The organism is Candidatus Poriferisodalis sp. (assembly GCF_965262965.1).
Lineage (GTDB): Bacteria > Actinomycetota > Acidimicrobiia > Acidimicrobiales > Poriferisodalaceae > Poriferisodalis.
Genome location: NZ_OZ253573.1, coordinates 2,810,329 through 2,833,025 on the forward strand (window position 1 = coordinate 2,810,329; position 22,697 = coordinate 2,833,025).

The 22,697-nt window shown below is 67.1% G+C and carries 20 protein-coding genes; 14 read left to right on the plus strand and 6 right to left on the minus strand.

What is annotated here, in order from left to right; genetic code table 11:
• Positions 1 to 11 precede the first annotated feature (11 nt).
• Together recR and ACQY5K_RS13510 are read left to right on the plus strand one after the other, a co-directional pair.
• Entirely contained in the window at positions 12 to 608 is a 597-nt protein-coding gene (recR, locus tag ACQY5K_RS13505; RefSeq protein WP_419923483.1) for a recombination mediator RecR, read from the plus strand.
• 157 nt (positions 609 to 765) lie between these two features.
• Positions 766 to 1,206 carry a hypothetical protein gene (locus ACQY5K_RS13510; RefSeq protein ID WP_428116145.1) on the plus strand — a complete coding sequence of 147 codons (441 nt, stop codon included), beginning with the start codon at positions 766 to 768 and terminating at the stop codon, positions 1,204 to 1,206.
• A gap of 26 nt (positions 1,207 to 1,232) precedes the next feature.
• Here the strand turns inward: ACQY5K_RS13510 and ACQY5K_RS13515 are convergent, their stop codons facing one another.
• Positions 1,233 to 2,414, minus strand: a complete 1,182-nt coding sequence (locus tag ACQY5K_RS13515) for an acetyl-CoA C-acetyltransferase (protein ID WP_428116148.1) — start codon at positions 2,412 to 2,414, stop codon at positions 1,233 to 1,235.
• 251 nt (positions 2,415 to 2,665) lie between these two features.
• Between ACQY5K_RS13515 and ccrA the strand changes: the two genes are divergently transcribed.
• The 8 genes from ccrA (at position 2,666) to ACQY5K_RS13555 (ending at position 11,506) form a co-directional block, all read left to right on the plus strand.
• Complete coding sequence (gene ccrA / locus ACQY5K_RS13520) at positions 2,666 to 4,027, plus strand: crotonyl-CoA carboxylase/reductase (protein ID WP_428116150.1); 1,362 nt, start codon at positions 2,666 to 2,668, stop codon at positions 4,025 to 4,027.
• A gap of 75 nt (positions 4,028 to 4,102) precedes the next feature.
• The gene (mce, locus tag ACQY5K_RS13525; protein WP_428116153.1) at positions 4,103 to 4,504 is read left to right on the plus strand and encodes a methylmalonyl-CoA epimerase; all 402 of its coding nucleotides are present in this window, start codon (positions 4,103 to 4,105) and stop codon (positions 4,502 to 4,504) included.
• 141 nt (positions 4,505 to 4,645) lie between these two features.
• On the plus strand, positions 4,646 to 5,719 hold the full coding sequence (locus ACQY5K_RS13530) for a BMP family ABC transporter substrate-binding protein (RefSeq protein ID WP_428116155.1): 1,074 nt from the start codon (positions 4,646 to 4,648) through the stop codon (positions 5,717 to 5,719).
• A gap of 105 nt (positions 5,720 to 5,824) precedes the next feature.
• Positions 5,825 to 6,943 carry an ABC transporter permease gene (locus ACQY5K_RS13535; protein WP_428116157.1) on the plus strand — a complete coding sequence of 373 codons (1,119 nt, stop codon included), beginning with the start codon at positions 5,825 to 5,827 and terminating at the stop codon, positions 6,941 to 6,943.
• Positions 6,940 to 7,974 carry an ABC transporter permease gene (locus tag ACQY5K_RS13540; RefSeq protein ID WP_428116160.1) on the plus strand — a complete coding sequence of 345 codons (1,035 nt, stop codon included), beginning with the start codon at positions 6,940 to 6,942 and terminating at the stop codon, positions 7,972 to 7,974. The genes ACQY5K_RS13535 and ACQY5K_RS13540 overlap by 4 nt, the downstream gene beginning before the upstream one ends.
• A complete protein-coding gene (locus tag ACQY5K_RS13545; RefSeq protein WP_428116163.1) occupies positions 7,974 to 9,680 on the plus strand; it encodes an ABC transporter ATP-binding protein in 1,707 nt (568 codons plus the stop codon). Before ACQY5K_RS13540 ends, ACQY5K_RS13545 begins: the two co-directional genes overlap by 1 nt.
• A gap of 118 nt (positions 9,681 to 9,798) precedes the next feature.
• Entirely contained in the window at positions 9,799 to 10,728 is a 930-nt protein-coding gene (locus tag ACQY5K_RS13550; protein ID WP_428116165.1) for a hypothetical protein, read from the plus strand.
• Between the two features lie 190 nt (positions 10,729 to 10,918).
• On the plus strand, positions 10,919 to 11,506 hold the full coding sequence (locus ACQY5K_RS13555; protein WP_428116168.1) for a hypothetical protein: 588 nt from the start codon (positions 10,919 to 10,921) through the stop codon (positions 11,504 to 11,506).
• A gap of 445 nt (positions 11,507 to 11,951) precedes the next feature.
• Here ACQY5K_RS13555 and ACQY5K_RS13560 read toward each other — a convergent pair whose 3' ends face one another.
• On the minus strand, positions 11,952 to 13,982 hold the full coding sequence (locus ACQY5K_RS13560) for a bifunctional aldolase/short-chain dehydrogenase (protein ID WP_428116171.1): 2,031 nt from the start codon (positions 13,980 to 13,982) through the stop codon (positions 11,952 to 11,954).
• The gene (mtnA, locus tag ACQY5K_RS13565) at positions 13,976 to 15,100 is read right to left on the minus strand and encodes an S-methyl-5-thioribose-1-phosphate isomerase (RefSeq protein ID WP_428116173.1); all 1,125 of its coding nucleotides are present in this window, start codon (positions 15,098 to 15,100) and stop codon (positions 13,976 to 13,978) included. Before mtnA ends, ACQY5K_RS13560 begins: the two co-directional genes overlap by 7 nt.
• Before the next feature lie 67 nt (positions 15,101 to 15,167).
• On the opposite strand from mtnA, the gene ACQY5K_RS13570 reads away from it, so the two are divergent.
• Together ACQY5K_RS13570 and pyrE are read left to right on the plus strand one after the other, a co-directional pair.
• Positions 15,168 to 16,274: a class I adenylate-forming enzyme family protein gene (locus ACQY5K_RS13570; protein WP_428116176.1), complete on the plus strand. Its 1,107-nt coding sequence runs from the start codon at positions 15,168 to 15,170 to the stop codon at positions 16,272 to 16,274.
• A gap of 158 nt (positions 16,275 to 16,432) precedes the next feature.
• A complete protein-coding gene (gene pyrE, locus ACQY5K_RS13575; RefSeq protein WP_428116179.1) occupies positions 16,433 to 17,032 on the plus strand; it encodes an orotate phosphoribosyltransferase in 600 nt (199 codons plus the stop codon).
• Positions 17,033 to 17,050: 18 nt separating this feature from the next.
• On the opposite strand, the gene menC is transcribed toward pyrE, so the two are convergent.
• Entirely contained in the window at positions 17,051 to 18,082 is a 1,032-nt protein-coding gene (gene menC, locus ACQY5K_RS13580; RefSeq protein WP_419921668.1) for an o-succinylbenzoate synthase, read from the minus strand.
• Positions 18,083 to 18,349: 267 nt separating this feature from the next.
• On the opposite strand from menC, the gene ACQY5K_RS13585 reads away from it, so the two are divergent.
• Together ACQY5K_RS13585 and ACQY5K_RS13590 are read left to right on the plus strand one after the other, a co-directional pair.
• Positions 18,350 to 19,315: an ABC transporter substrate-binding protein gene (locus ACQY5K_RS13585; protein WP_428116183.1), complete on the plus strand. Its 966-nt coding sequence runs from the start codon at positions 18,350 to 18,352 to the stop codon at positions 19,313 to 19,315.
• Positions 19,316 to 19,382: 67 nt separating this feature from the next.
• Positions 19,383 to 19,985, plus strand: a complete 603-nt coding sequence (locus ACQY5K_RS13590) for a TetR/AcrR family transcriptional regulator (RefSeq protein WP_428116186.1) — start codon at positions 19,383 to 19,385, stop codon at positions 19,983 to 19,985.
• Between the two features lie 122 nt (positions 19,986 to 20,107).
• Here ACQY5K_RS13590 and menH read toward each other — a convergent pair whose 3' ends face one another.
• Both menH and menD read right to left on the minus strand, forming a co-directional pair.
• Positions 20,108 to 20,917: a 2-succinyl-6-hydroxy-2,4-cyclohexadiene-1-carboxylate synthase gene (gene menH / locus ACQY5K_RS13595; RefSeq protein ID WP_428116188.1), complete on the minus strand. Its 810-nt coding sequence runs from the start codon at positions 20,915 to 20,917 to the stop codon at positions 20,108 to 20,110.
• Complete coding sequence (gene menD, locus ACQY5K_RS13600) at positions 20,914 to 22,695, minus strand: 2-succinyl-5-enolpyruvyl-6-hydroxy-3-cyclohexene-1-carboxylic-acid synthase (RefSeq protein ID WP_428116191.1); 1,782 nt, start codon at positions 22,693 to 22,695, stop codon at positions 20,914 to 20,916. Before menD ends, menH begins: the two co-directional genes overlap by 4 nt.
• Between the last annotated feature and the right edge of the window lie 2 nt (positions 22,696 to 22,697).

The window sequence follows — 22,697 nt, forward strand, 5'->3', positions numbered from 1 at the left end:
CGAGGACTGACGTGTACGACGACGCGGTTGAAGACCTCATCGATGAGTTCAGCCGTCTGCCCGGTGTGGGGCCCAAGAGCGCGCAGCGCATCGCGTTCTGGCTGCTGAAGCAGCCTGCCGCTGATGCGCACAAGCTGGCGGCTTCGATCACCGCCGCGAAGGACCGGGTCGGATTCTGCAGCCAGTGCTGGAACCTCACCGAGTCCGATCCGTGCGGGCTGTGCTGCGACGACGCTCGACGCACCGGCATGCTGTGCGTGGTCGAGGAGCCCCGCGATGTCGTGGCAATGGAGAAGGCGGGCTTCCGGGGTCGCTACCACGTCTTGGGCGGCGCGCTGAATCCGCTGGAGGGCATCGGTCCGGAGCAGCTGCGGATTCGCGAGCTGCTCGCCCGCCTCGACAGCGAATCGGTGACCGAGCTGATCGTGTGCACCAACCCCAACATCGAAGGCGACACCACGGCGATGTATCTCGCTCGCCAGCTCGAACCGCTCGGCGTGCAGGTGTCCCGCCTCGCCAGCGGCCTCCCCGTTGGCGGCGACCTCGAATACGCAGACGAGCTCACCCTCGAGCGAGCCCTCCGCAACCGCCGCACCCTGACTCCGTAGAGCGTCATTTGGCCCGCCGAGCGGCCGGCTCCTTGCACTTGCTCCCAATTTCGTGGAGTAACGGCGCTACAGCCAGAAATTCGCTGGTATTTCTCGATGCGAGCGACCTACGGTCCGGTTGGCACTTCCCGGGCGGCCTGCTGACACGAGGAGTGCCATGGCTGCCTTCGAATCCGAATTCGATGCTCACCGATCCCACAGCGAGCCCGCGGCGGTGCCGCCAGCCAACCGGAGGGCCAAGCCGGATCTGCCGGTGGCAGTGTTCCGGCCCTCGCCGGACGACCGGGTGCTGGTCGCCGGCCCGTGTCACGCCCGCGCGTTGTGCCTGAGCGCTGGTGCAGCGTCGGGCGGCGTCGCGGCGGTCTTTGTCGATCCTTGTGGAGCCCTGCTGGCGATTGCCTGCGCACCGCCCGCTGTTGTCGGTGCCATCGTCGCCGATGCAGCGCCGTTCGCCCGGCTCACTGAGCAGCTGGGCGCAAGTCGGATCTACCTGGAGGTTCCGCCAGCGGACGCGCAGGCGGTCAACGACGCGGTCTCCGCGGCGTTATGGCCGCTGCCGGTCGCGACGGAGGTGTTGCCGCGCGCTTGGGCGGCCTGAGTCGGTGTCTGCGTTGTGGGTGCCGCTCATGCGGTACGCAAGATGAGGGCGTCGCCTTGGCCCCCACCGCCACACAGTGCCGCAGCGCCTGCACCGCCACCGCGGCGACGGAGTTCGTGAATCAGTGTGAGCGCCAAGCGGGCGCCTGACATACCGATCGGATGGCCGAGGGCCACCGCGCCGCCGTTCGGGTTGACGATCTCGGGCGAGACTCCCAGATCCTCGGTGGAGGCCACCGCCACCGCGGCAAACGCCTCATTGAGCTCGAAGAGCGAAAGGTCACCGATCTCCAGATCGGTGCGCTGCAGGGCCCGGCGGATGGCGTTCGCCGGCTGGCGCAGCAGGCAGGTGTCAGGTCCGGCAACCATGCCGTAGGAAACAACTTCGGCCAGCGGCTCGACGCCGTGCTTGGCGGCTGCTTCGGGCGACATGACGATCACTGCGCAACCGCCGTCGGAGATCTGCGACGCATTTCCGGCGGTGACGGCACCGTCGGCCGCGAACGCCGGTCGCAGGCCGCCGAGGCTCTCAGGTGTGGTGCCGGGCCGTACGCCTTCGTCTTCGAGCACCACGAGCGGCTCGCCGCGGCGAGCCGGAACGGTGACCGCCACGATCTCGTCCTCGAAGCGGCCTTCCTTCTGAGCCGATGCGGCACGCTCGTGAGACTGCGCCGAGTAGGCATCCATCACGCTTCGCGAGATGCCCGCCGCGGAGGCGTCACGCTCGGTGCCGTCGCCCATGTGGCCGCCGTCGAACGCGCACCACAGCCCGTCATGGACCATCGCGTCAAGCACCGTGCCCGGCCCCATGCGCATCCCGTTGCGGCCGTCGGGCAGCAAGTAGGGCGCGTTGGTCATCGACTCCATACCGCCGGCAACCACGACGTCGGCGTCGCCCGCAGCGATCATCTGGTCGGCCATGTAGATCGCATTGAGGCCCGACAGGCACACCTTGTTGATGGTGATGGCGGGCACCTCCATCGAGATGCCGGCCTGCGTCGCGGCCTGGCGGGCGGTGATCTGACCCTGGCCGGCCTGGAGCACCTGACCCATCACGACGTAGTCGACGGTCTGCGCCCCGACGCCTGCGCGGTCGAGTGCGCCGCTGATGGCCACGCCGCCGAGCTGGGCGCCGGTCATGCCGGCCAGCCCGCCGTTGAACTTTCCGATGGGAGTCCGAGCCCCTCCCACGATCATCGAACCAGCCATTGCAGCCCCCTCGATCCGGCTCGCAGTGCCGCCACCCCGGCGTGCCCCGCTGCTGTGTGCTGCGCGAGTGTACGAAACGGGCCCTACCCCTGCCGGTGCCCGCTGCCGGTGCCGCTGCCGGTGATTGGGTCGCCCGGCGACCCCGGCGTTCGAGCCAGCCAGGATCGCCAGTCCCGACGATGTCGGGAGTCGGCGGTTCGCTGCATCTTCGTGGTCAACGGTGAGATGAAGCACCGTTAGCGTTCGGGCTCGTGAAGCAGTTCGCTGATGCCATCGACGCCGGTGCGTCCGGTTCCGATCTCGAGGCAATGCCGATCCCGGAGAGCTTCAGGGCGGCGCACGTACTGCGCAACGAGCAAACGATGTTCGAGGGCCGCGCCTCGGCCGACAAGGACCCTCGCGAAGCCATGCACATCGGCGAGGTCGCGACGCCCGAGCTGGCGCCCGACGAGGTGTACCTGGCGGTGATGGCCAGCTCGATCAACTTCAACACCGTGTGGAGCTCGATCTTCGAACCGCTGCCGACGTTCGGCTTCCTGGACCGGCTCGGCCGCGAGAGTCGTTGGGGCGCCCGCCACGCGCTCGACTACCACGTGCTGGGCTCCGACGCGTCGGGCGTGGTGCTCCAGGTCGGCTCGGCGGTGCGCAACTGGCGTCCCGGAGACCGAGTCGTCGTGCACTGCAACTACGTCGACGACCAGGACCCGGCCGCCCACGAAGATTCGATGATGGCCTCCAACCAGCGGATCTGGGGCTTCGAGAGCAACTTCGGCGGTCTTGCTGATCTCTCAGTAGTGAAGGCCAACCAGCTCATGCCCAAGCCGACGCATCTCAGCTGGGAAGAAGCGGCCGTGAATGCGCTGTGCGCATCCACGTCATACCGGATGCTGGTCGGCGACAACGCGGCGCGCATGAAGCAAGGCGACGCCGTGCTCGTCTGGGGCGCCTCAGGCGGTCTCGGCGGCTATGCCTGCCAGCTCGTGCTCAACGGCGGCGGCGTGCCGGTCGGCGTGGTCAGCTCACCCGACAAGGTCGATTTGCTGAACCAGCTCGGCGTCGACCATGTCATCGACCGCAGCGCCGACGGCTACCGCTTCTGGGCCGACGAGAACACCCAGGACGAGCGCGAGTGGCGCCGCCTCGGAAAGACGGTGCGGGGCCTCATCGGCGACGACCCCGACATCGTGTTCGAGCATCCCGGCCGCTCCACGATGGGCGCGTCGGTGTTCGTGGCCAAGCGCGGCGGCAAGATCGTGACCTGTGCCGCGACCACCGGCTACATGATCGAGTACGACAACCGGCACCTGTGGATGCGACTCAAGCAGATCGTGGCGAGCCACTTCGCCAACTACGCCGAGGCATGGGCGATGAACCGCCTCATCGGACAGGGCCGCATCCAGCCGACCCTGTCCAAGACGTACACGCTGAACGAGACCGGTCTTGCGGCGTGGCAAGTCCACGGGAACCTGCACGAAGGCAAGCTCGGCGTGCTGTGCCTGGCGTCCGGACCCGGGCAGGGCATCACCGATCCCGACAAGCGCGAACAGATCGGCGAAGAGAAGATCACGCTGTTCGCACGCCATGCCGCGTCGCTTGAAGCCGCCAACGCCTGAAGCCGCTGACAACCGAAGCCGCTGACAACCGAAGCCGCTGACAACCGAAGCCGCCGACAACAAGGAGCCGAGCCGATGATCTTGACCGAGATCGACCATGTCGCCATCGCCGTGAAGGACCTTGATGCCGCGGTCGCCTATTACGCCGAGTCATTCGGGGCCGAGGTTGCGCACCGCGAGATCGTCGAGTCCGACGGTGTCGAAGAAGCCCTGATCAAGGTGGCCCACAGCTACATCCAGCTCACTGCGGCCACCCGGCCCGACTCGCCGATCGCCAAGTTCTTGGAGCGTCGAGGCGAGGGCCTGCACCACGTCGGCTACCGGGTGGACGACTGCGCGCAGGCATTGGCAGCAATGATCGCCGCCGGCGCTCGACCGATCGACGAAAAGCCCCGTCCTGGCTCGCGCGGCACCACCGTCGCCTTCGTGCATCCGAAAGGCAACCTGGGCACGCTCGTCGAGCTGGTGCAGGAGTAGCCGCCGCTGCACTGCTCAGGCGGTTGAGGTCGCCGTTGCGCACTAGCGTGGGCCCAGCGACAAGCTCGTCGAAGTTTGGTGACGCCTGTGCCCGTGCGGAACGCCGTCGTCGCCCCGAAATTCCATTTCTGAGGTCTCCACATGATCCGAGCCACCAAGCGCCTGTTTGTTTTGATTGCTGTACTGGCGCTGTTCGGCGCAGCATGCACCAGCAGCGACGAACCCGCCTCGACCACCGCGGCGGCAGCAGCGGCTACCACGGCGCCACCGGCCGACGAGCCAGAGCCGGAGCCGGAGTTCAGAATCGGCCTGGTCACCGACACCGGCAAGGTCGACGACAAGAGCTTCAACCAGTCGGCATGGGAAGGCGCGCAGCAAGCAGCTGCCGCGCTCGGTGCTGATGTCAACTACATCGAGACCGAAGAGGCCAAGGACTACGAGAACAACATCGGGCTGTTCCTCGAGGATGGCGTGGACGTCATCATCACCGTCGGTTTCGGTCTCGGGGACGCGACGCTTGCGGCTGCGCAGGCCAACCCCGACGTGTTCTTCATCGGCGTCGACCAGTTCCAGCCCGAGGCGATGCCGAATCTCGCAGGGCTGATCTTCCCTGAGGACAAGTCAGGCTTCCTGGCGGGCGCGCTCGCCGGAATGCTTACCGAGACGAACATCGTGGGCGCGGTGCTGGGCACCGACCTCGTGCCGCCCGTCGTGGCCTTCAAGGAGGGCTGGGAGAACGGGGCGCGCCACACCAATGCCGACGTGGAGACGATCTCGACGTATCACCCGGGTGGCCTCGACGTGGCCTTTGGCGATCCCGACTGGGGCGCGTCAACAGCCCGTCAGGTACTGGACCAGGGTGCGGACATCATCTTCGGCGCCGGTGGTGCCACGGGCAACGGTGCGCTGATCGAGGTTGCCTCCGCAGACGGCGCCTTCTGCGTCGGCGTCGACACCGACCAGTGGAACACCGTGCCCGAGGCCCAGCCGTGCCTGGTCACCAGCGCCATGAAGCTCATCACCCCAGGTGTGGCTGCACTCATCGAAGCCGCGCAGGCCGGTGAGTTCCCCGGCGGCAACTATCTCGGAGACGTGGGCCTGGCGCCCTTCCATGACTTTGACGACGTTGTCACCCACGACATGCGGGCAACGCTCGAAGAGGTGCTGGTTGGACTGAACGACGGCAGCATCGCCACCGGCTACCCGCCGTCCTGATCGAACGCCGAGCGGCGAGGACAACGCGGGAGGGGGCCTCATTCAGGTGCAGCCCACCACGCATTGTCCCGTTCGACCCGGCGCACCTCTGTGAACAGTTCGAGCGTGACCTCAGCGCCCTCCGGGGGCGCCGACGCGGACACGCCTGAGCGCTCGGGCCGCTCGGCGCTGCTGAGCGCAGCAGCGGTGCCCGTGGCGTCGGTCGTGCTCGGATTGGTGCTGGGCGCGTTGCTCATCACTGTGCAAGGCCATTCCGTCCTCAGTGCCTATGGCGCGCTCGTCCTCGGCGGGCTGGGTGACGGCGATGCGGTGCTGCGCACGTTGCAGAAGGCCACACCGCTCATCTTCGGCGGCTTGGCGGTGGCGGTTGCTTTCAAAGCGGGGCTGTTCAACATCGGCGGACAGGGCCAGCTGCTGGTGGGCGCGGCATTCGCGGCAGGTGTCGGTTTTGGCATTGACGGACTGCCGCTGGTGATTCACCTGCCCCTGGCGCTGATCGTCGGCGGCGCTGCGGGAGCAGCGTGGGCCGCGATCGCGGGCGTGCTGAAGGCCACCTCGGGAGCGCATGAGGTGATCGTGACGATCATGCTCAATTTCGTCGCGGGCAATCTCACCGATTGGCTGGCGGCGAATCCGTGGCGGGACACGTCGGGTTCGAACATCATCGCCCGCACCCCGCTCGTGGAGGACTCGGCCGTCATCGGAACATGGGGCTGGATGCCTGCAGGGTTCTTGCTGGCGGTAGTTGCCGCTGTGGCGTGCTGGTTCCTGCTGGAGCGCACGACCTACGGCTTCGAGGTGCGCAGCGTCGGGGCCAACCGTCACGCTGCCCGGTACGCAGGCATCTCGGTGGGGTGGATCATGGCGTCGGTCATGGCGGTGTCGGGGCTGTTGGCCGGCCTCGGCGGCGCTGTCGAGTCGCTCGGTGTGGACGGGCGGTTCGAAGCGGGCGTGAACGTGGGCCTCGGCTTCGAGGGCATCACCATCGCACTTCTGGCGCGGACCCACCCGGTAGCCGTGATCCCGGCAGGACTCCTGGTGGGGGTGATGGAAGCCGGTGCGGCGAAAATGCAGTTCGAGTCGGGTGTCGCACCGGAGATCATCGACGTCATCCAGGCGCTGATCCTGCTGTTCGTCGCTGCGCCGATGATTGTGCGCTGGCTGATGCGGTTCCGCGACGCCGATGATCGCCGTGTCACCCTCGGCGCAGGCTGGGGCCGATGACGGCGATCGAGGCGTCGTCGGGGGCCGCTGTGCGGCGGCGCTGGAGTGGGGCGCGCATCTGGACTGTGGCGGGAGCCGTTTCGGTCGTCGTCTGCGTGTGGGGCTTCTACGCCTGGAACGGCCCGCAGACCACTGCTGTGCTGTCGGGGACCGTGCGTGCGGCCACGCTGCTGGTGCTCGGAGCGATGTGCGGGATGCTCGGCGAGCGCTCAGGAATCGTGAACATCGGGATCGAGGGGCAGTTCCTGATGTCGGCGTTCGCCGCGTTCACGGTGGCGTCAATCGCCGGGTCGCTGTTCGCCGGTGTCGTAGCTGGCGTGGCCGCGGGGCTCGCAATGGGCTGGATGCTGGCCGCGATGTCGATCGGCCTGCGCACCGACCAGATCATCGCCGGCACGGTGCTGAACATCGCCGCGCTCGGCCTCACGTCGTTCTTCTACGACCGCGGGCGCTCGCTCGGCCAGCTTAAGTACCAGGCGATCGAACTCGGACCGCTGGCCGACCTGCCGGTCGTCGGCAGGGCGCTGTTCAACCGCCCGCCGCTCACCTACGTCACGCTCGTTCTCGTTGTCGTGCTGCACGTGCTGCTGCTGCGGTCAGTGTGGGGGATGCGCACCACCGCCATCGGCGAACACCCCGGAGCAGCCGCCACGGTCGGTGTCGACGTGATCCGGCTGCGGTATCTGAATGTGACGCTGGCGGGAGGGCTGGCCGGTCTCGGCGGCGCATACCTGGCCCTCGAGGCTGTCGGCACATTCACCCGTGCGATGTCGGGCGGTCGCGGCTTCTTGGCGCTTGCCGTGATGATCTTCGGCCGCCGCACACCCCTCGGCGCCTATGCCGCGGCTCTGTTCTTCGGCTTCACCACGGCCTTGCAGAACCAGTTTCAGCTGAACGACACCTTCGACATTCCGGCGCAGTTTGTGGGGATGCTGCCGTTCGTGGTGACGATCATCGTGGTGGCAGCTGCAGGCCTGTTTGGGCACATGCGCGACCCCGCCGCGCTCGGTCAGCCCTACAAGGTTCACTGATGGCTTCATCTCCCGCAAACGCCGCGCAGCCGGGGTCCGATGCCGCTGCCGCGCAGCCTGGGTCTGATACGGCCCGGTCGCAGCGCGAACCCGAGGTCCTGCTGGCCGGGCGAGAGATCACCAAGCGATTTGGTGCCGTCGTGGCGAATGAGGACGTGTCGGTCGAGCTGCGACCTGGCCGCATCCTGGCACTGCTGGGCGAGAACGGCGCCGGTAAGAGCACCCTCGTGAACGTGCTGTTCGGGCTGCACCGACCCGATGCTGGCGAAGTGGTCATCGCCGACGAAACGGTGCAGCTAGCGGGCCCTCATGACGCCATTGCGCGTGGTGTCGGGATGGTGCACCAGCACTTCCAGCTCGTGCCACCGATGAGTGTCGTTCGCAACATCGTGCTGGGTGCCGAGCCGCACCGGCTGGGCATGCTCGATCTCGCGCAGGCACGGCGGCGTGTGCTGGAGCTGTCCGAGAGATTCGGACTTCACGTCGAACCCGACGCCGCGGTGGAGGACCTGCCGGTGGGCGCGCAGCAGCGCGTCGAGATCCTCAAGGCGCTGTACCGCGATGCACGTGTGCTGATCGCTGATGAGCCAACCGCCGTGTTGACCCCCCAAGAAACCGATCACCTGCTCGACGTGCTGCGCAGCCTGACCGCTGATGGCGTCGGCATCGTGTTCATCACCCACAAGCTGCGTGAGGTGATGGCAGCGGCTGACGACATTGTCGTTCTGCGCAACGGCCGTGTCGTCGGTGCCACCACGCCGTCGCAGACCAGCGAGGCCGCGCTGGCCGAAATGATGGTCGGCCGCGAGGTCGACCTGAGCGGCGATCGCATCCAGTCGGGAGCCGTCGCGGTCGCAGGCCCGATCGCGACGGCCGCAGTGATGCCAGAATCCGAATCTGCTGGGACGCAATCGCCGTATGACGAGCCGTCTGACGACGCACGGCCGGTCGTGCTTGACATCCGCGGCTTGTGCGCCGACGACGACCGCGGCCAGCGTGCTGTCGATGAGCTGACCCTCGCAGTGCGAGCGGGCGAGATCGTCGGTGTAGCCGGGGTGGAGGGCAACGGTCAGCGCGAGCTGGTGGAGGCCGTCACTGGCCTGCGCCACATCACCGGCGGCAGCGTGACGATCAGCGGGCAGGACACCTCGGGTGCGCGGCCGCGGCGTGTCGCCGTCATCGGTGTCGGCCACATCCCCGAGGATCGCGCCAAGCACGGCCTCATCGGCAGCTACTCGGTGTCGGACAACTCGGTGCTGAACCGCTACTTCCGCCGGCCGTTCGCGGCAGCGGGGATGCTGCGCCGCGACCGTATTGAGGCGCATGCCCAAGATGTCGTCACGACGTTCGATGTGCGCACCCCGAGCGTGCACACGCCTGCGGACAGCCTCTCGGGCGGAAACAAGCAGAAGCTCATCGTGGGCCGCGAGTTCTCCGACGACATCGACCTGCTCATTGCCGCCCAGCCGACGCGCGGCATCGACATCGGCGCGATCGAGTTCATCTGGCGCCGCATCCGCGAGAGAAGCGACGGCGGCACCGGCGTGCTGCTGGTCTCCGCCGAACTCGACGAGGTGATGGCCCTCAGCGACCGCGTCGCGGTGATGTACGAAGGGCGCATCGTCGCGGTGGTCGATCCCGTCGCGACCACCCGTGAGCAGATCGGCCTGCTGATGGCCGGCGCCACTCCCAGCGCCACGCACTAGCGGCACGACCGCCTTCAGAATTTCACGCTGGCCTCGCGCACTTGGCGTCTTCCCGCAAGCGCCGATAGGACATGGCACTGCAAACAGTGTTGCTTTCTGTCTGATTCATTGGTAGACAATGCACAGCAATACGCATCCTGCTGAAGTCACAGGCGGGATCGGCCTCACAAAGAGATGCCAAATGTCTGATTTTTCGGTAGCGACCGGCGACGAGCCAGCCGAAGATTCCAGTACGGAGGATCGAGCGAGGCGTTCCACGGTTGCGTTCCCCTATGTAGCGCTTGATGAGGCCGTCGAAGCTGCGCGTGCGATCCACGCCAACGCCGGACGTGAGTGTGAGCTGGCGCAACTCGCGGCATGGCTCGGTACCACCGTCGCGAGCAGCAAGTTCCGATCCACCATCTCGGCCGCGCGCATGTTCAACTTGGTTCAGCGTCGCGCCAAGACGATTTCGTTGACGGAGCTCGGGGCAGCAATCGTCGACCCCGAACAGCAAGACGGTGCAGCAGTGGACGCGTTTCTGCATGTTCCGCTCTACCGGCAGGTATACGACATATTTTGTGAGAAGCTGCTTCCTCCCGACACGGGTCTTGAGGCAGAACTCCGGTCACTCGGAGTCACCGAAAAATCGATTGCCAAGGCGCGACAGGTCTTGCAGCGCTCCGCTACCTATGCGGGGTTCTTCCGAGCGGGCAGGAATCGTTTGGTGCGACCTGCTAGCGGACTCGGGCCTCAGGAAACACCACAAACTCCACCGAACGATGATGAAGTTGCCGAGAACGAGCAGTCCATGCATGGTCGGCTGGCGGCAGTTGAGGTGATCGGACCCACGGACCCTCTTCTGAGGGGACTGTGGTCGAAACTGCCGACGGATGGACCGTTTTCTGCATCTGAGCAGAAACAGTGGTTGCAAATGGCGGATCTCGCGTTGCGAATGGTGTACGGCGATGACGATTTGGCCGCGACACCGGCATTGAGGATTTCGCAAGCAGATGCGGTACCTGCCCAAGGCCACCTGGTCGAGGGCGCTTCGGCGCAAAGTTCGTAGGAGAAGTCGGGGGGCGGCACCATACACGGTGTCGCCCCCCCAAGGTCTGCCCCTAGCAGCTTCGCCGAGAGGCCAAGAGGAGCTTACGCTCATGAGCCTACCGTCCGAGAGCCAGCTGAATGCCGTCGCTTCCTACGAATACGGCATCAGCGCTCGTGCGGCACTTCGTCAGACAATCTCCACAGACCGTATGGCAACGTACATCAGGCTTGCTCGCGGCAGCGAGGAGAGAGCCTTGCGCCTTTACGTTCGAAATATGGCGCTTGCTTCGGCATTTCTTGGACCCATTCAAGGCCTCGAAGTGACACTCCGGAACACTGCTCATACCCTGCTGTCGGATCAGCATGGTGACGACTGGTACGAGGCCGTCTCCCTTACCGTCGGCCAGAGGCAGGCCATCGACAGTGCCAAGCAGGCCCTTCGCCGGGAAGGCAAGACCGAAACCCCCAATGGGATCGTCGCAGCGACGAACTTCGGTTTTTGGGTTGGACTGTTCACGAAGCGCAACGACAGCTCGCTATGGCGGCCAGTGCTGCATCGGGCCTTCAACCCGGTGCCAGCCCGCGCGGGCACATACGACCAACTCGACCGTCTCCGCACGCTACGCAACCGCATCGCGCACCACGAACCGATCATTCGCAGGAATCTTCGACACGACCACGACAGGATTCTGCGGTTGCTCGAAATGTTGTCGCCCGAAGTGGCGAAGTGGGTGAGACATCACAGCCGCGTGCCAGAGGTCTTGGCGACTCCGCTCTCGCAGCTTGGCCAGTTCTAGACGCGGTAGGCGTAGTAACGGTGCTTGCCCTCGGCTCCCCGGCTGAGGTGTGGGGCTGCCGGGATGCCTGCCGTCTCTGTCGGCTGGACAACGCATCAGCGCCGACATTTGGGCGCCTACTTGCCTCTCTTCCCACCGTTGACAGCGAGTTCGAGCGACTTCGTGTGCCTGCCAGAACGATCGACTTGTGATGTTCTTGCTCGACACCGACATCCTCTCGGCGCGGCGTCGGCGTGAACGGCATTCGGCCGCAACTCAGTGGCTTGCCAACCAACGGACAGCTGTCCGAAGTCCTCGGACACGCCAATGCTGATCTCCTGATTGCTGCCACAGCTCTTGAACACGGCCTCACTGTCGTCACCGGGAACACCCGCCATTTCGAACCGGCCGGTGTGACGGTCTTAAACCCGTTCTCGGAGTCACAGAGTCCGCAAGCCCCGAGTGACTAGACAACTCGATCGCTGCCGCCGTCTTGAGGGATCTGGGCGCCGGTGGTGTGGGCAAATGCGGGGTTGCACAGCTGTGCGATGAGCGCGCCGACGTCGGCTGATGCGAGTTCGCGGCCCAGCAGGTTGCGCCGCCGGTACTGGCCGGGAGTGAGGCCGTATGCCGCGGCGCGTTCGGCGATCAGCTCGTCGGACCACAGGCCCGTGTCGAACACGCCGTCGGGATGGATCGTGTTGACGGTGATGCCGTCCGGCGCCCATTCCAGCGCCGCGACACGAGCGAGCTGGGTGAGTGCGGCCTTCGACGCGGAGTAGGCGGCTGCTCCGGGGCCCGGTGCTGGCACATTCTTCGAGCCGACGATGACGACACGGCCGCCCACAGGGGAGTGCGAAAGGACGCGGTGCGCGGCGGCCAGCGTGTTGGCGGCGCCGGCCACGTTGATCGCGAATGTCTGCTGCCATCCGGCGGCCAGTTCGGCGTCGTCGGCCAGATCCGCGAGGGGTGCAGCCGGGCCGAAGATGCCTGCGGCCGCCACCACGATGTCGATGCCCCCGAAGGACGTGACGGCCGCGCTCACCGCGTCATTGAGCGCATCGATGTCGGTGACGTCGCCGACGACGTGGTGCCGTGCTGCGTCGGAGCTGTCGTCGGGAGACTCCGCGAGGTCGAAGCCGACGACGGCGGCTCCCTGGGACGCGAGCGCGTCGGCGGCTGCGCGCCCGATGCCCGACGCAGCGCCCGTCACCAGCGCCACTTGGCCCGCCAACGCCCTCGGCGTGCCGGCTCGCGCCAGCTTGGCCTGCTCGAGTTCCCAGTACTCCACGTCGAACAGGTCGGCTTCGCTGAGCGCCGCGTACCCACCCAGCGCTTCAGCGGCGCAGATCACATCGATGGTGTGCAGGTAGATGTCTGCGGCGATGTCGCAGTCGACGGCGCGCCGGCCCGCCGTCCACAGCCCGAGCCGCGGGTCCAGCACCACCCGCGGCGCGGGGTCCAGCATCGTGAGCGTGGTGTGTGTGCCGTATTGGTCACGCCGTGCACGGTTGCGTTCGAAATACTCGCGGTAGCCAGCCGTGAACGCGTCGACGTCGCGGCCCACCATCGGGAATTGCTTCGTGCGGATGATGTGGTCCGGCGTTGCCGGTCCACGGCACGCCACCGATGCCACGTCGTCTCTGGCACAGAACGCTTCGGCACGCTCGTCGCGCACGGCGCGCAGCAGCATCGGCGTTCCTGCCGCAGCGGAGATCGCTGCTCGCAGTTCCACCACTGCCTCGACCGTGTCAGCGCTGATGCCACGCGCTCTGCCCGCATCCGTCCCGCCCGCATCGCCGCCGCCGAATGACGGCGCTCCGGCATCGGCGAGGCTGCGCTCGGCGTCGTTGATGAACTCGATCATCGAGTCATAGGCGTCGCGTACGGTCTCGCCGAAGGTGAACACGCCGTGGTTCGCCAGCACCATCGCGGTCGTTCCGTCGTGTGACTGCGCCTCCCATTCGATCGCACAGCGACGCGCCAGATCGAACCCGGGCATCACATACGGCACCACGACAACCTGATCGCCCCAGGCCTCACGTACGCGGTCGGCACCGTCGTCGGTGTTGGTGAGCGCCAGGACGGCATCGGCGTGACTGTGCAGGACTGCTCGCTGGGGCAACAGCGCGTGCAGGATCGCTTCGACCGACGGATTGGGTGCGCTCGCATCGAGCAGGTGGATGCGCAGCTGGTTCACCATCTCGGTATCGCTCAACTGCTCGAGCACCGCGAGCCGCCGCACAGGCTCGAGTCGCAATGGCGCGAATCCCGGTGGCTCGATCGTGGCCAGATCCCAGCCGCTGCCTTTCACCCACAGCGTCGGAACCGGCTGGCCCCAGGCGTCGGCGGACTCGCCCTTGATCGACGTGTTGCCGCCGCCGTGGAGCACGAGAGCAGGATCTGCGCCGACCAAGCGCGACCCGTAGGTGATCTCTCCGAGCGCGCCCAAGTCAGCCCAACTCGCCGCTTCGGTGTCCGACCAGCGGTTCAGCATGTGCCGTTCCCAGTCTGTGCAGCAAGGTCGGTTCGGAGTGCTTCGGCGATCGCCTCATCGAACGGAGGCCGCAGCACGCCCGCGTCGGTGATGATCGCAGTAATGAGACGGTTCGGCGTGACGTCGAACGCGGGATTCATGGCGTGCACCCCCTCGGGTGTCAGCCTGGACGGCCCAGCGTGGTGAATCTCGTCAGGGTTTCGGTGCTCGATCACGATGTGATCCCCCGATTGGACTGCCGGGTCGATGGTCGTGGTCGGCGCCGCCACGTAGAAGCCGATGCCTGCGTCTGCGGCGGCAAGCGCGTGGGCGAACGTGCCCACCTTGTTGGCGGTGTCGCCATTCGCGGCGATCCGGTCTGCACCCACGATCACCGCGTCGACGTCGCCGCCGGCGATCAGCGAGGCCATCGCGCCGTCCGCAACCACCGACACGTCGACACCGGCATCGGCGAGTTCCCACGCTGTGAGCCGTGCGCCCTGCAGCAGCGGCCGCGTCTCTGATGCGAGCACTCGAACCGGATCTCCGGCTGCGGCCTTGGCGTACACAGTGGCCAGCGCAGTGCCGATGCCCGCGGTGGCCAGCCGGCCTGCGTTGCAGTGCGTCGCGATGGTGGTCGCGTCAGCGAGGACCTCGCGCCCGAGTCGTCCTATCTCGGCACACGCCTTGGCGTCCTCGGCACCGACGGCCTGCGCTTCGACAAGCAGTCGTTCTCGCAAGGTCGCCGTGTCTGCCATGTCTGAGGTGTTCAGTGCAGAGGCGTTCAGTGCTGCGGCATTGAGCGCTGTGTCGATCGTGCGGTCGATCGCCCAGCGCAGGTTGACCGCCGTCGGACGGGCATCGCCGATCTGAGTGCGCAGTCGCTCGAGTACCGATCGAGCGTCGTCGAGCGAGCGAGGTGCTGCTTCGTCGAAGCCGACGACGACAGCGAGAGCGCCGAACGCTCCCAGAGCGGGCGCGCCCCGGATGGCGAGGCGCTCGATGGCGTCGACTGCCGTGGCGGCATCGCGCACGTCCAGCAGGCACAGTTCCGACGGCAGTCGCGTCTGGTCGATGATCTCGACGCTGTCGCCGGTCCAGCGCAGCGTGGGCGTCAGTGCAGGTATCGAGGCGGCCATGTCGCGGCCCAGTCTCGCGGCAGTAATCCTGCGGACGCACCCGACACCCGCCGGTAGCGTCCGCGCCGTGCATCGACTGGTGGCATTGTCGCTGGGCGGAGGCGACCGCTTCGTGGCCGAAATGCAGCGCGCCTGGGACGCCGGCGACGCGGTGTTGCCGGTTGATCAGCGCTTGCCGACGGCGGCCCAGCAGTCGCTCGTCGAGCGCATGGGTGCGAGCTACGTGGTGGACGCCACTGGTCGCCACCGTCGACGCGGCGGCTGGCCCGTCGAGCCCGACGACGCGCTGGTGATGGCCACGAGCGGCAGTACCGGCGAGCCGAAGGGAGCAGTGCTCACGCACGACGCGATCGCCGCGAATGCCATGGCAACGAGCTCGTTCCTCGAAGTCGACCCCAGTACCGACCGATGGCTGGCATGCCTGCCCCTCGCGCACGTCGGAGGGCTGGCCGTGGTGGTGCGAGCGCTGCTGACCGACACCCCGCTGGAGATGCACGACGGCTTCGACGCCGAAGCGGTTGCCGCTGCCGCCGAGCGTGGAACGACGCTGACAGCGCTCGTGCCCACAGCGCTGCAACGCATCGACGCGTCGGCCTTGCGAGCCATCTTGCTCGGCGGTTCGGCCATGCCCGCCGAGCGACCCCCGAACACCGTCGCCACCTACGGCCTGACCGAGACGTTCAGCGGCGTGGTCTATGAGGGCTGGCCTCTTCACGGCGTCGAGTTGCGCACCGTCGACGACGAAGTCCAACTGCGATGCCCGATGCTGCTGCGTTGCTACCGCGACGGCACCGACCCCCGCACAGCGGACGGCTGGTTTGCTACAGGAGACGCCGGCAACGTCGCTGACGACGGCCGCCTGTCAGTGTTCGGCAGAGTCGACGACATGATCACCAGCGGCGCCGAGAAGGTCTGGCCGGTCGCTGTCGAGCGGATCCTGTCCCAGCTCGCCAGCGTCGCCGAAGTCGCCGTCGTCGGCCGCCCCGACCCCGAATGGGGCCAAGCAGTCACCGCAGTGGTGGTCCCTGCTGAACCCGCCAGCCCTCCATCGATCGACGAGTTCCGCGACGCCGTCAAGTCCCAGCTCCCCGCGTACTGCGCGCCGCGCGCAATCGAGCTCGTCGAAGCGCTGCCGAAGACGCCACTGGGCAAGACCCAGCGCTGGCGCATCTGAGTACGGTTCTCAGCTCGCGATCGGCCCTTCGGCGAAGTGCGTCCCGGTGTCGTTTGCGGGATTCATGCGCGTGAGCGGTCTGGTCAGATGTCAGACTCTCGACCGCGAGGGGTTCTGTGCGTTGAACTTTGCGCGCTAGGGCACGAGGGAGATGGAACGTGAGCGGACCGGGTTCGCGAGTAACGGTCGTGGACGACGCAGATGTCGACCATTCGGCAGAGTTGCTGCGAATCCTGCGGGACACCGGCCTCAAGAAGCTGGACGAGGCAGTCCAGCTCGCGTCGGGCGAGATGTCGCAGTACTTCATCGATGGCAAAGAATCACTCTCTGCCGGGGCGGACCTTCGCACCGCTGCACAGGCGATTACCGAGCGCGTGGAGGCGGCCCAGATCCCATTCGATGCTGTCGGCGGCCTGACGCTCGGAGCGGATGCACTTGCCGCCGCAATCGCAGTGGTGAGCGGCTCGCAGTGGTTCATCGTGCGCAAGGAACCGAAGAATCGCGGGACAAATCGCCTGGTCGAAGGCAAGCAGATCGCGTCCGGCGATCGTGTGTTGCTCATCGACGACGTGGTGACAACCGGCGGTTCGATTCTGCGTGCGTTTGAAGCCGTCGAGGACACTGGTGCACGGGTCGTCGTCGCCGCCACGCTCGTCGACCGTGGCGACCGAGCGCGCCAAGTCTTCGGGGAACGTTCAGTTCCCTATTTTCCGATGGCCACCTATTCCGAGCTGGGCATCCCGCCCGTCGGCATTTGAGAAGGCGTCGCTCCACATCTAGCCGGCGGCTGACGCCGGACCGGTGGGAACCGGCAGGTAGCCACCCGAGGGCGTGACATCTTCGGGCAGCGGGTCAACGAACAACGGTGCCGTGCCGATGCCGTGCACACCGTGGGGGTCGACGGCAACCGCGGTGTCGCGGGCGACGCGCAGACCGGTCGGGCCGCAGATGAACGACGACACAACCGAGCGCACGCCTCGCATCGACGCCCGGCGGGCGAGGTCGTAGGTGACGTGGGGGCCTCCCAGCACGGCGGGCTTGAGCACCGCCACCTCGATGGCGCCGACCTCGACGAGCCGGTCGAGTGACGCCTGGTCACGCAAGTGCTCGTCGGCCGCGACCGCCAATCCGACAGTGCGGCTGATCTGCGCCCAGTCGGCCGGCTGCGGCGTGGGCTCTTCGATGAACTCGATGTCCAGGTGACCGACGCGGCGCAGCACCCGCACCGCCGTCGAGCGGTCCCAGCCGCCGTTGGCATCCAGTCGCAGCGCGACGCCCGCCGGCAGTGCTCGACGCACCGCGACGATGCGTGCCAGGTCCGTGCTCGGCGATGTCGCCGTGGCTTCGCTGCGGTCAGATTCGCGCGCCGCGACTTTGAGCTTGACCGCGACATGTCCGGTCGCCGCGGCTTGTGCAGCGTGCTGGGCCGCGGCTTCTGGTTCGGCATCGAAGACGAGCGCCTGAATGGCGATGCGGCGGCTCTTCGGAGCGCTGCCGACGAGCAGCGTCGCCAGGCTCACGCCCTCGATCTCTGCATCCAGGTTGGTCAGTGCAGATTCCACCGCGGCTGCTGCACACGGCTCGGTCGGCGGGTCTCGGTCGGGATTGTCAGCCCAGCGATCCAGCGCAGCCAGCGCTTCGTCATAGCTCTCGAGTCCGAAGCCCGGCAGCGGCGCGGCTTCGCCCCGGCCCACGCAGGCCTCGTCGCCGACTTCGATCTCGATGCCGCGTCGCAGCCCGATGGGACCGTGAGCTGTCCGCAACGATTGCGTCAGCGGCAGTTCAAATTCCCGAAGAGTCACCTGCACCGCGCTGCAAGCTATTGGGCTGACGGTACTGATGTCGCATTCCAGCACGGCGGCATCCATCTAGGCTGTGGCTTCAGTACCCAGGCGAAGTCCGGTGAGATTCCGGCACTGACCCGCAACGGTGAAACGCCGTCCAGCAGTGGAACGGCGCGAAGTCCGGTCGCCCTGAGCGCTGAAAGCAAACCAGACACCCTCGAGGACAGGGGTGGTGCGTGCGGCGATCACTTGTCGTTCGAGCTGCTGTACCTCGAACGACAGGAGAAGCACATGAGACCCATCCGGATCACCGCAGCGCTGGTCGCTGCGGTCGCGCTCGCGGCCGGCTGCACGGGCCCCGCCGAGCCGACGCAGGCTGCGCCGAGCACCGCGCCGACCGCGCCCACCACGGCAACGTCGGCGGCCCCGACATCGACCGCCATTCCAGGCTTCTGGTACACGCACGAAGGCCCGCACGGCACTTGGACGCTGGAGACTCCGCCGCAGCGCATCGTGTCGCTGTCACCGTCAAGCACCGAGATCCTGTTCGCCATCGGTGCGGGCAGCCAGGTGATCGCAGTCGACGAGTACTCGACCTATCCGCCCACCGCACCCACCACCGATCTGTCGGGCTGGGATCCGAATGCAGAAGCCGTGTTGTCCTTCGAGCCCGACCTGGTCGTCATCGCCAATGACGCCAACGAGATCGTCGCAGCGTTGTCCGCCGCCGCCGTGCCGGTCTATGTCGATGCCGCTCCGTTCGACATCGAGACCGGCTACGCGGGCATCATCAGGTTGGGTGCGGTAACCGGGCGTACCGACCAAGCCGCCGAGCTGATCAACACGATGCGTGGCGGCATGGCGGCCGCATTCGCCGCAGGGCCGTCCACGCCGGTTCGCCTGTACCACGAGCTCGATGACACCCACTACTCGATCAGCTCGGCGAGCTTCATCGGCGCCGTGTACGCGGAGTTCGGCGTCGAGAACATCGCGGATCCCGCTGACAGCGACGGCTGGGGCTACCCACAGCTGACGCCCGAATACATCGTCGACACCGACCCTGAGGTGATCGTCATCACCGACCTCGTGGGCTACAGCGCCGACGACGTGGCTGCCCGCCCGGGCTGGGGCAACATCACCGCGGTTCGCAACGGCAACATCGTCACCGTCAATGCCGATGTCGCTTCGCGCTGGGGTCCGAGGCTCCCGCAGTTCGCCGCCGCCATCGCACAAGCGCTTGTCAACGCGGCCCGCTGAGCCGCGGAGTCGATCTCGGTGACTCCCGCCCGCGCGGGCAAGCATCAAGGGCCGTTATGGTCGGCTGGTGGTCGAAGGGACGCGCCTGAGCGGTGAGGACTGGGTCGCAGCGGGGCTGCGCGCGCTGGTTGACCGCGGCATCGGCGCTGTCAAGGTGCTGTCCTTGGCTGCAGAACTGGGCGTCACGCGCGGCAGTTTCTACTGGCACTTCGCCAACCGCGACGCCTTGTTGGAGCGGTTGCTCGACGCCTGGGACGCAACGAATTCGGGTGCCATCGTCGGAGCGGCGATGTCGCCGGGCGACATCGTGGACCGCTACATCGCACTGTCGAGTTGCTGGCTGGGCTGGGAGCGATTCGATCCCCATCTCGATGTCGCTGTGCGGCACTGGGGCCGCGCCGCGCCTGCGCTGCGCGAGCGACTTGGGGCGGCCGATGAGCGGCGGGTCACCGCCATTCAGGCGATGCTCGAGCCCGAGGGGCTTGACCCGTCGATGACCCTGCACCGAGCGCGCACCCTGTACTACATGCAGATGGGTTGGTTCGAGCTCGAGGTTGACGAACCGATGGCTGCCAGGGTCGCCTCTATCGTTCCGTACTTCGAGATCTTCATCGGTCGTGCGCCGAGTCCCACAGAGCGGGCACGGATCTCCGCCGCGTTGACCGAATGAATCCGCCGCCTTGTCAGGATGGGTTTCGCGGATGACGGGGCGAAACAGCAGCAACTAGCGTCAGACGCGGGCTTGGCCTCGATCGGCCGTGCGCTCTCCATCTCCCCTTGAAATGCCCGGGGTCAGTGAGCATCGAGGTGCTGGCGGATAGCCGCTGCGCAGATGTCGGGGTCTTCAAGATGGACGGCATGCCCTGCGCCGGCCAGCACGACGAGCTCACTGTCGGGCAGCAGGCTCGCCATCTTGCGGCCGGTCGTGACGAACTTGGCATCCACTTCGCCGCACACCACCAGTGTCGGTACCGCAATGCCAACCAGCCGATCCCACAGCGGCGTCATCGAGCCGGTTCCCGCGGCACGCAGCGAGTTCGCCAGACCAATGGGGTTGCTCTGTCGGCGCTGGCGGATCGAGGCGTCCCACTTGTCGGGGTCGAGACGAGCGCGCAGCGTGTCCCACATCGGCAGGGCCAGCCAGTCCTCCACGAACCGGGTCAGGCCGTGCTGGCCGATCCGGTCGGCGAGATCGGCGTCAGCCTCGCGGCGCTGAGCGCGTTCGCCTGCATCGTCGAGCCCGGCGGTGGCGCTGATGAGGCTGAGCGAGCGGCACACCTCCGGATGCGCCGCGGCGAGGGCGAGGGCCGCTCGGCCGCCCATCGAGTAGCCGACGACGTGGCACGGCCCATCAGGCACTGCGACCGCCACTTCGGCGAGCGACGCGGCCGTGGCCTCGAGGCTGTAGGGCGCCAGATCTGGCGGTGATGGCCCGCGGCCGTGCCCGACAAGGTCCACCGCGACGCGCCGGTAACCCTCAAGCCGGTCCACCAGCGGTGCCATTGCAGCGGCACTGCCGGTGAATCCGTGAATCACGATGACGGGTGCCCCGCTGCCGGTGACCGTGGTCGGGAGCTGCAGCGCTGTGGGCGCTGGTGTCACTGCGAGCCCGGCTTGGCGCCGGCCGCAGCCAGCTCGACGGCGGCAGCGAGGCGCCGGTGCTGGTCGCGGTTGGCGTCTGGGTCGATGTCGATCGTGATGACGCGTACGCCGCTGTTTGACTGGGTCGAACCCAGCACGTCATGCAGCTGCGCACATGACGCAACGTGATGGTGCTCGAAGCCGACGGCGGCTGCCAGAGCGCCGGCGAGTTCTGCACTGCGACGAGCGGGCGGCGTCGTCATCAGACGATCAAATGCGTCAGCGTCGACTGCCCCGTAGGCGGGCAGGAACGAAAAGATCGTCCCGCCGCCGTTGTCGACCACAACGACCGTGAGGTCGATCGGCGCGGGCGCTGGATCGAACGCTCCCACTAGGCCGCCGAGATCGTGGCGGAATGCCAGATCCCCGACCAGCACGGTGGTAGGCGTGCCCGATGCGGCCACTCCGGCCGCTGCCGAGATCACGCCGTCAATGCCGCTGGCGCCCCGGCTGGCGTGTACTGCCAATGGTTCGGGGCGAGCACGCAGGTAGGTGTCGATGTCTCGAACCGGCATTGAGTTCGACGCGTACAGCGCATGGCCCGCTGGCAGGCTGCGTCCCAGTTGCCGAGCCACGCCCGCTTCCTGCAGGGGTTCAGCATCGAGCACGCCGTCTATCGCTGCGGCTGCGCGTGCATCGGCGTCGGCCCATCGCCGCGCCCACCCGACGCCGGACCCGGTCAGCTGTTCGGCCGCTTCGGCCAACACGTCGGGCCCCACACCCAGGTGCAACGAGACGCTGAAGCTGGCATCGATCCAGCTGCGCGCCGGGTCAATCAGTGCAAACGCCGGACGATGTCGCTCAATCCAGAGCCTCAAGGGCTTGCATGTGGGCGCTCCGCCGACGCGTAGCACTGCTCCGGGCGGCTCGGTGTCAGCCCATGTCGTGCGGAGCAACACGTCGTGATGATTCGTGACGACGACGCCGGGCAGCTCTCGGCGCAACTGAGAGCACGGCTCGGCCAGCAGGGGCCATCCGCTGCGCCTGCAGAACTCCGCCACCGCATCAGCCCAGAGCACGCCGTCATGCATCGGCCCCGCTATCACGACACCGCGCTCGTGCGCGTCAGCGAAGTCCACGAGCGCGTCGGTACCGGTTGATGACGTCGCGGAGAGGTCCCGCGCAGAGCGCACGACGTAGTCCTGCGTCGCTTCTAGGCCTTCGCTCGGCGCAACCGCAACTGCAACTGGCTCCAGCGGTTCCCGGAACGGCACGTTGAGGTGTACCGGGCCGGGGCTCAGCCCGGTCGCCTGTTCTGCCGCCCGGGCTGCGGCCTGCGCGAACCAGCGCCGAGCTTGCGACGGCGGCAACTCCGAGGGCACCGGGGTCTCGCAGAACCAGCGCACGTGGCTGCCATACAGCGAGTGCTGGTCGATGGTCTGGCCCGCTCCCCAGCCGCGTAGCTCCGGCGGCCGATCGGCGGTCAGCACCACCAGCGGCACACCCGAGTAGTGCGCCTCGACGACCGCTGGCAGGTAGTTGGCGGCCGCGGTGCCCGACGTGCACACCAGCACCATTGGTTTCCCGTAACCCTTCGCCAGCCCGAGTGCGAAGAAGCCAGCGGATCGTTCGTCGATCCTGACCCAAGTTCGCAACCCGGCGGTGGCGTCGACGGTGAGCGCCAGCGGCATCGACCGCGAACCCGGGCACACCACCGCATCGGTGACGCCGGCTGCGACCAGCCCTTCGCACAGCGAGCGGCAGGCCACGTACGCAGAATCGCGCTCGGAGATCTGCATGC